Annotated in this window: 5 protein-coding genes and 1 rRNA gene; 5 read left to right on the top strand and 1 reads right to left on the bottom strand. The window is 41.8% G+C overall.

What is annotated here, in order from left to right; all coding sequences use genetic code 11:
- Positions 1 to 382: 382 nt before the first annotated feature.
- A complete protein-coding gene (locus tag D1164_RS20760; protein ID WP_147372250.1) occupies positions 383 to 634 on the bottom strand; it encodes a hypothetical protein in 252 nt (83 codons plus the stop codon).
- A 177-nt stretch (positions 635 to 811) separates the two neighbouring features.
- Here D1164_RS20760 and D1164_RS20765 point away from each other — a divergent pair, with 177 nt between their 5' ends.
- The 5 genes from D1164_RS20765 to D1164_RS20795 all read left to right on the top strand — a co-directional run.
- Positions 812 to 2,191, top strand: a complete 1,380-nt coding sequence (locus D1164_RS20765) for a 3-keto-disaccharide hydrolase (protein WP_119351832.1) — start codon at positions 812 to 814, stop codon at positions 2,189 to 2,191.
- Between the two features lie 15 nt (positions 2,192 to 2,206).
- A complete protein-coding gene (locus D1164_RS20770) occupies positions 2,207 to 3,670 on the top strand; it encodes a Gfo/Idh/MocA family oxidoreductase (RefSeq protein WP_241558305.1) in 1,464 nt (487 codons plus the stop codon).
- A 797-nt stretch (positions 3,671 to 4,467) separates the two neighbouring features.
- The gene (locus D1164_RS20785) at positions 4,468 to 5,784 is read left to right on the top strand and encodes a hypothetical protein (RefSeq protein WP_147372251.1); all 1,317 of its coding nucleotides are present in this window, start codon (positions 4,468 to 4,470) and stop codon (positions 5,782 to 5,784) included.
- A gap of 490 nt (positions 5,785 to 6,274) precedes the next feature.
- Positions 6,275 to 8,794: an AsmA family protein gene (locus D1164_RS20790; protein ID WP_119351837.1), complete on the top strand. Its 2,520-nt coding sequence runs from the start codon at positions 6,275 to 6,277 to the stop codon at positions 8,792 to 8,794.
- A gap of 567 nt (positions 8,795 to 9,361) precedes the next feature.
- Positions 9,362 to 9,427, top strand: a 16S ribosomal RNA gene (locus D1164_RS20795); the annotation flags it as partial.

Below are 9,427 nucleotides of genomic sequence, written 5' to 3' on the forward strand. Positions count from 1 at the left end.
TTAGAGGAACAAAAAAATGGATGTGGAGGCTCAATTCCCGTTGGGAACACCAGAAATTGCATTGGGGAGGTTCAATTTCTGTTGGGGGCATATAAATTCTTGTTGGGGAGGGGGTAATTTCCATCGGGAGGCTGAAAATTTCCGTTGGGGAGGGTCAAATCGCGTTGGGGGAATATAAAATCACGTTGGGGCAGGTCAAAAGTCGCTGGGGAAGGAGAAAAGCCCCCAGGGATGGCCAATTCCCATAGGGGCACTTAAAGTCAGTAATTTACGAAATGCTAAGCATCGTATCTTTTCAATTTGTTTTCGTTTTTTCAGAACACATACCGGCCATATTCGCGAATTACCCGGGCCTTTCTCCTCTGCTGGCGCTGATCTGCGATTAGTGCCCCGGGCTAAAAAGCAAATATTTCCCGGCTTTCCGTATTTTATCCACCCACTTTTTCATGTTCGTGCAAGCCTTGTAGCAGATAATCTTCGATTCGTTAGGATCAGCTTTATCTCCGTTTGCTTCAGCTAGCGGATTGGTCTGTTCATCTGCCCGTGTAGCCGCCAGGTCTGGTCGCTTGAGATTGAACCCAATAGCCGTTAAAGGATCAGGGTTTTCGCGGCCCCAAACGGCAATGTCGTTCATGTATTGTATCATGTCTGCATGCTGGCATGTTCACTGCCATAGGTAATGGAGCACACGTGAAAGGTTGTTATTTTGTAGTAGGGAAATGTTGTAATTTTTATTTCCGGGTTTTAGTGAGAAAAAATTATTTCGTAAATATGCAGCGATAAAAAATATTTTAAAATAAATTAATTAGGAATGAAAATTAGATTAACTGTTTTAGTTATGTTGTTTTTTACAACAATTATTCACGCTAAAAATGAAGAGGGATGGATTGAATTGTTTAACGGAAAGGATTTAAATAACTGGACCATCCTGAACGGAAAAGCCGAATATAAAATTGAAAACGGTGAAATTGTAGGTATCAGTAAAGTGGAAACACCAAATACTTTTCTTGCCACAAAAAATAAGTATAGTGATTTTATTCTGGAATATGAGATGAAAATGGAACAGGGACTTAATTCCGGAGTTCAGATACGAAGCAACAGTTTTAAAGAATATAAGGACGGCAGGGTACACGGATATCAGGTTGAATGTGACGGGTCAGACCGGGCATGGTCGGCAGGTATTTATGAGGAGTCTGGAAGAGGCTGGTTGTATCCGTTGGAAAATAATCAAGCCGCTAAAAAAGCTTTCAAAAAAGGGGGGTGGAATAGCTTCCATATTGAAGTAATCGGTAGTTCCATACGGACCTGGCTTAACGGTATCCCCTGCACCGACCTGGTTGATACGATGACGGCAGAAGGTTTTATCGCTTTGCAGGTACACAGCATAGGGAGCAACAAGGAAAATGAGGGAAAGAGTATTAGGTGGAAAAATATCAGGATAAAGACCGGGAATTTTGAAAACGACCGATGGGAAATGCCTGACGATGTAAAAGTGGTGAATAACCTTAGTAATACACTTACACCAAAGGAAAAAAGACAAGGGTGGAGATTACTGTGGGATGGAAAATCTACCAGCGGATGGCGTGGTGCTAAACTCGACGAATTTCCGGAGAAGGGTTGGAAAATTAATAACGGGATATTAACCGTTGAAAAATCAGGTGGTGCAGAATCTGCCAATGGAGGTGATATCATCACTAAAAGCAGGTTTAAGGATTTTATTCTGGAGGTTGATTTTAATATTACAGAAGGGGCTAACAGTGGGATAAAATATTTTGTCCAAACCGGAATGAATAAGGGAGAAGGCTCATCAATCGGTTGTGAGTTCCAGATTCTGGACGATAAAAACCACCCGGATGCAAAAAAGGGAGTGTCAGGAAACCGGACGATTGGTTCGCTTTACGACCTGATTCAGGCCAACGCCCAGGTGATGGACAAAAATTTAAAGGAAAAAAGGGTATATCCGGAATGGAACCGGGCCAGAATAGAAGTTCGGGGTAAAAAAGTTTCGCATTGGCTGAATGGAATAAAGGTTGTTGAATACGAACGCGGTACCCAAATGTGGAAAGCTCTGGTAAACTATAGCAAATATCAAAAGTGGCCTGGTTTCGGCGAGTTTGAAGATGGACATATTCTTTTGCAGGATCATGGCGATGAGGTGCAATTTAAAAATATAAAGATCAAAGAATTATAACTTAACTGATTTTAAATGACAACAACAAAAAGAGAGAAGAGTAAAATGGAGAACAAAAAAGATATTCCACGCCGCAGATTTATTAAAAATTCGCTGGCATTAGGTGCGATAACAGTTGTTCCACCTCATTTTATTAGCGGATATGGGGAAAAAGTAAACACAAAAAAACTGTTTACTCCAAATGAGAAAGTAAACCTTGCCTGTTGCGGAATAGGGCAGAGGGGAAAAGATATTGTTAAGGACCTTTATAACACGGGACTTGCAAACATTGTTGCCCTTTGCGATGTCGACATGTATGGCCCGCAAACCGAAGAGATCCTGAAAAAATTCCCTGATGTGCCCCGTTTCAGGGATTTCCGGGAGATGTTTGACAAAATGGGCAATCAGATAGATGCAGTATCTGTTGGAACTCCCGATTTTTCGCACTTCCCCATTACCATGCTTGCCATGTCGTTAGGGAAACATGTTTATGTTGAAAAGCCAATGGCGCATACTTTCCGCGAAACAGAGCTGATGATGGAGGCAGAAAAGAAATACAATGTATGGGGCCAAATGGGCAACCAGGGGCATTCTTCTGCCAACTACTACCAGTTTAAAACCTGGGTTGAGACAGGTATCATTAAGGATGTAACTAAACTTACCGTATTTATGAATGGCAGGCGGCGTTGGCACGATATGGAAGTAACCGATTATTTGAAAGGTCAACCCATCCCTGATACATTGGATTGGGACGTCTGGCATACAACGCGGAAATATCGCGACTACAATGTGGGCTATGTGGGCGGCGAGTGGAGATCCTGGTATGATTTCGGCAATGGCGCATTGGGCGACTGGGGTGCGCATCTCTTTGATACGGCTCATGAGTTTCTTAAGCTTGGATTGCCAACAGAAATTAATCCATTAATGCTTGATGGGTGGAGTCCGTTAATTTTCCCGCAGGCTTCCACGCTGTTATTCCGATTTCCCGGGCGCGAAGGCATGCCTCCCGTAGATATGACCTGGTATGATGGTGTCAACAACTTACCGCCTCTGCCTGACGAATTTGGGAATTCAGTGGAAGCTGGGGATATACCCCCGCCAACGGCTGGATCGGTAAGTTCAAAGGAGAATAAACCCGGAAAAGTGATATACGGGGATGGATTAACGTTTAAAGGGGGATCGCACACTTCAACGTTACAAATTATCCCTGAAGGGAAAGCAAAAGAAATGGAAGGAAAGCTCCCTGAAATTCCCGAATGCTCTTCGAATCATTATGCAAATTTTCTGTTGGCATGCAAAGGGAAAGAAGAGTGTCGGTCGTCGTTTGCCGTTGCAGGGCCGCTCACTCAGGTGATGATGCTTGGCGTGATTGCTCAAAGGTTGAATACTGTGCTGGAGTTTGATCCAATCACCAAACAAATCACGAATAATAAAGTGGCAAACGCATATCTGGATGGTCCTCCACCAAGAAAGGAATGGGAGGAATTCTATAAGTTGTAAGAAATGAAGCGCTGAACGCGAACTAAATTTTTTAAATGGAGCATCAAAAGAAACCATTTAAAAATTAGTGGTATACGAAAGGAAAGCAGAAAGATATTTTTTAGAATCCTGAGTCTCGGCATTCTTATCTTTTCTGCTTTTCTTTTTGTTTTAAGTTGAAGGTTATGGGAGTACTTTAACATTGTTTCGCCCGGGTCGGACGAAACCCCAAAATTAACGACCTGACTATTCGCGATCATCACGTTAAGGAAACACTCCATTATTCTTGGGACCCGTTCCTGTTAAAGTCCGAAAAAATTAAGAAACTGTTTAAATTTTATTCCACGGCACTATATTGCTTTGATTTTCAGATTTAACCCCAATCCCTGAAGGGTGTACTGAAAATCAATTTACTCCCTTTAGGGTCGGGGTAAAATAAATTGACTTTCAATATTATAATTTGTGCAATAAAACATAAACCCATTCTATATAATATTTTATTCTTACGATTTTTAAACAGTTTCTAAGGATATAAAAGAAGCTAACCTGGAGAATGTAACCGAAGTTTTTATCTGCTCAATCTTAGAAACTTTTTTGTGCCACTGGTAAAGGTTTCCGGGATTGATAAAAGCGAGGTTGGCTATCAGAATACTACTTTGCAGAAAGAACGTTTTTTTTGCAGGCATAACTTTATTTCCATTTCTATCTGTCAGGCCCTTTTAGGAAAAACGCTATCTTTTTTCAAAAAACATGCAACCATTGTAATTTTTCGTTGTCTGTGAGAACTAAAAACAGATATAGTAGAAAATCAATAGAAAATGAAGACATTCAGGATTACAGTCATTTCTTTGCTTCTGTTCGTACTGCCGGAGTGGGTATTTGCCCAGAGTTACGGAAACTACGAAAAAGTTCCTTTTGCAATAGGTTTATTCCCCCCAATAAGTTCAAACGGCACCAACGCCGGGAATTGTGTCAACCAATTTTCCGTAAATATTATTTCAGGGTATTCTGCAGGGTTGGCCGGAGTTGAATTTGCCGGTTTTTCAAATGCTGAACGCGACTTTGTGCGCGGTGCCCAGTTTGCCGGCTTTGGGAATTTTATCGCCGGGGAGTTTACCGGGTTTCAGTTTGCCGGCTTCGGAAATTTTAACAGGAATGTTTCCAATGGTTTTCAGTTTGCCGGTTTTTCAAATTTTAATTACGATCAGGCAGATGGTATTCTGGCTGCCGGTTTTGCCAATTTTACAAAAGGAAAATCACTGGCTGTTCAGCTGGCCGGGTTTGGTAATTACTGCGAAGATGTGGAAGGAGTGCAGGGCGCCGGTTTTGCCAATGTGGTAAAAGGGAACGGGAAAGCAGTCCAATTGGCTGGTTTTGCAAACATCATAACTGGTGAAGTAGATGGTGTTCAGGCCGCAGGCTTTCTGAATTATTCGCTTAAAAAGATGCAGAACGTTCAAGTGGCCGGGTTTGGTAATATCTCAACATCCGAAACGGAAGGACTGCAACTGGCCGGGTTTTCAAATATTTCGACGGGTAACCTGAAGGGGGTGCAAATTTCCGGGTTTTTAAATGTGGCCAACAATGTAGATGGGCTGCAATTGGGAATTGTGAATATTGCAGACACAATTAACAGGGGTGTCCCTGTAGGGTTATTGAGTATTGTCCGAAATGGATTCCGTGAATTTGAATTGTCTTTCAGCGAAGGATTAAATACTCAGGTTGCCTTTAAAATTGGAGTGGATAAGTTCTATAATATTTTTGCTGCCGGCATTCAGTTTCTGGGAACCGGCTATAGTTGGGCCTATGGCTACGGCATTGGAACACATCTGCATAAAACCGAAAATTCAAAAACGCAGCTGGAGCTAATGAGCTATCATATAAATGAAGGGGAAGCGTATACCAATGTATATAATGGTTTACAGCAGGTCCGGTTAACCTTTACAAAAAAAGTGGGCAACCACCTTGGCATTTTTGCCGGTCCAACACTGAATCTGCTGATTACCGATAACCGGGAGCATGGTGGCACCCGTTTTGAAAGCGATTTTGCGCCTTACAAAATGGTGAGTCATTCCGGAAAAAACACAACGCTCGAAGGTTGGCTGGGGGTCTCTGCCGGTATACGAATATATTAATTGACGATTTGCAGGTGTTGTTCCCTTCTTTTTGGGTTCGCTTTTCCAATTTTTAAAATGGTGGGAAAGTGAACCTTTTGCTTCCCGGCATATGTGTTATTTCAGGTAGAAAATGGCCTCTGTGTTTTTGAAATTCGTTGGCTAATCAGGGGTAAATTTACCCGAGAATAGCCTTCCGGACGGGCCGGTTTGTGAAGGGAACCCCTTCTCTGTAAATCTCATATTACAGGTTTCAGCGCCCAATAAGCAGCGATAATACTCTTTAACACTTATTCCCGCGTAATCTCTCTTGTTTTCTGTAATTTTGAGCATTTATTTTTGTGAACCTGGCATTTTAAGAAAGTGCGACATTTATTAATGATAAAGTTTTACCTTGAAGGTGGAAGATAATAAAGCGGGTTCATTCAGAATGGACTCACTTTTATTGAATGCACAAAAATAATTGGTAAGAAGAGATGAATACTTTTGAACAGTAACAAATTAGAATAACATGAAAAAAACACTTGTCATTATCGGAATAATTGTGGTTTTGCTTTTGGCATCGTTGGCTGCCATCCCACTGTTTTTCAAACAAACATTGCTGGAAAAAACAAAAGCGGTCATCAACAGGAATGTGAATGCTGAGGTGGAATTTGCTGATTTTAAATTATCACTGTTCCGTAGTTTTCCCAAAATGACAATCGAACTAACCGATGTTCTGGTAACAGGAAAAGGTGAATTTCAGGCAGATACCCTTTTCTCGGTTTCTTCCTTGCGTTCCACTACCGCGCTTTCCCGGTTGTTTAGTAAAAAAAGTATTGCCATTGAAGAAATTATTCTCGATGCGCCAAGAATGAATATGGTGGTTGGGCAAAGTGGCAATGTAAACTGGGATCTGGCTGTTGAATCGAATGAAGGGCCCCAAGAGGAGCTCCCGGAGGAGGGGGATGGACTCGAATTTCAACTCGAAAAAATAAAACTGACAGATGCCGGATTTATTTACGATGACAAGGCAGCCAATATGCTCCTTCGTTTCGAAAACATTGATGTCGACATCTCCGGAGAAATGTACGGTACAGCAGCGCAATTGCTGGCGGAAGGAAAACTGGAACGTTTTTCTCTTGATTACGGTGGGGTGAATTATGTTTCGAATATCGCGTTGGAAATGCGGACGTTGCTTGACGTAGATTACGATAAAATGGACATTGAAATAAAGGAAAATGAACTGCTTATAAACAGGCTTCCTTTGGAAGTGAGCGGTTTGATTCAAATGCCTGGCGACAGCATATTTCTTGATTTGAATCTTAAAACAAAAGAATCGGGTTTCGACAACTTTTTGGCGCTGGTTCCACCCGGTTATGAAGAATACCTGGAAGATTTTCAAACCAGCGGAACAGCATCTGTCGCCGGTACAGTAAAAGGGTTCTACTTTGGCGAGTCGTATCCGGCTATTAATATGGAGTTGAAGGTGGCTGACGGAAACCTTCGTTATGCCGACCTGCCCGAAGAAATAAAGAATGTATCTGCCGATATTTCCATTATAAAACCGCAGGGAATGCTGGACTTAACAGAGATTAATATTAAAAAGGCACATGCCGAGGTGAAAAACAGTCCGGTAGATCTGACACTCGTATTGAGAAATTTGGTTTCGGATCCTTATTTCGATGGCGCTTTTGTGGGAAATGTAAATTTTAACGAATTAAAGGAAGCCCTTCCGCTCGACAGCGTGAATGTTTCCGGGAATATTGATGCCAACCTGTTTGTGAAAGGGAACTATTCAGCCATAGAGAATGAGCAGTACGATAAAATTCAGTCTGACGGAATTGTGCTGCTGACTAATTTTACCTACGAATCACCTGATCTTACCCAAAAGGTTGCCGTTTCTGAAGGTAAATTGGATTTTACTCCCCGGGCAGTGAACCTGAGTGGATTGAATGTCGTTATAGGACAGAGTGATTTTCGTTTGTCAGGGAAGGTTACCAACTACCTGAATTATATATTGAAGGACGGAACGTTGGCCGGAAATATGTCGTTGAATTCGTCTCAGGTGAACTTGAACGAACTGCTTCGGTTACAGGTGCAGAAAGATACTGTTCCTGAAAAGTCAGCGGGAGAACCCCGGGGCGCTTCAGCCGATCAGGGGACGGAGAAAGAGGTACTGGTTTTTAATATCCCTGAGAACATTGATTTTACTTTTCAGTCAAACATCCGCCGGGTTATCTTTGAGCGGATGCCAGTTACCGATGTTAACGGTCTGATTACGGCCCGAAATGGAAAACTGGTACTTGATGGCCTGAACATGCGGATGCTTGATGGTGAATTGAAACTGACTGGATCCTATGAAAATACTCCGGACAATAAACCCTTGTTCGACCTGGGGTTTGATATCGTTAAAGTAGATATCCCGGAAGCATTCCAAACACTTACCAGTGTGCAGAGAATGATGCCCATTGCGCGGCAAAGTCAGGGGAAGTTTAGTTCCAGCCTGAAGGTGAACGGACAGTTTAGCCCTCAGTTTAAGCTTCTTGCATCAACGGTTGACGGGAGTGGATTGTTTAGTACAGAGAATCTTCAGATTGTTGACTCACCTTTATTTGGCCAGCTAAAAGGTTTACTGAAATCTGAGAAATTGAAAAATGTGAAGGTAGACGACTTCCGTGCATACGTTGAAATCGACAAAGGGAGTATTTGGTTAAAGCCGTTTAATACCAAAATTGCCGGGCAGGAAACGACCATTGCGGGTAATTTGAATACGGAGAACCTTATTGACATGCGGATGGACTTTATGGTACAAAGAGATGCTTTTGGTAACGATATTCAAAATATACTGAATGTTTTGCCCGGCGAGGAACGCATTCAATTGATCCCTGCCTCGGTAGTTTTAAAAGGCCCTGTTGGAAAACCTGACGTAAAAGTAGATTTGGAAGAGGCCCGAAAACAAATTGCAGAAGAAGTGAGGAAATCTGCAAAACAAGATTTGCAAAAGTCCCTGAACAAGGTGGGTGAGGGGTTGAAAAAACTTTTCAAGTAAATGTTCCTCGAATTATTGCGTATGTTAACTTAATTTCAAAAAAGATAGTATTTGGTATTCAGGGTGTTGAATAATTTTTGGGGCGAAAGGTAAAAAAAGGGTTAAAAAAAGTTTGCAGGAATTAAAAAGGCTTATACATTTGCAGCCGCTTTGAGAGCGATGTTCATTGTAAGGATTGAGGGGAGAATGATAGGTTTAGCAGTTTGATGGCGAAAGATTTTTAGGGATTAAAAAAAAGTTTGAGCCGGGATAAAAAAAAACCGAAAAATTATTTGGTTAAAGGAAAAGAGTTATTACCTTTGCCGCCCCGAAATAAAGGGAACAGTTCCGGCAGGGATGCAAGAGAGAGAGAAAGAGAAGAGGGGTTTATGAGGCTGCCGGTAAAATTAGGAAAAAGATGAAGGGTCAGCATTTAAGATGAGGTGCTGATTTTTTATGGAAAGATACAAAAAGAAGAGTTCTTTAAAATTTTGAAATAAAGCATTAAAAAAAAGCAAGGTGTACCAACTTTGTTGATTTCTGAGAGAATCATATCTGGGCGAAAGAGATTTTAAACTTTTTATAATTACAACGGAGAGTTTGATCCTGGCTCAGGATGAACGCTAGCGGGAGGCTTAACACATGCAAGCCGAG

The sequence above is a fragment of the Mariniphaga sediminis genome, assembly GCF_003573545.1.
GTDB lineage: Bacteria > Bacteroidota > Bacteroidia > Bacteroidales > Prolixibacteraceae > Mariniphaga > Mariniphaga sediminis.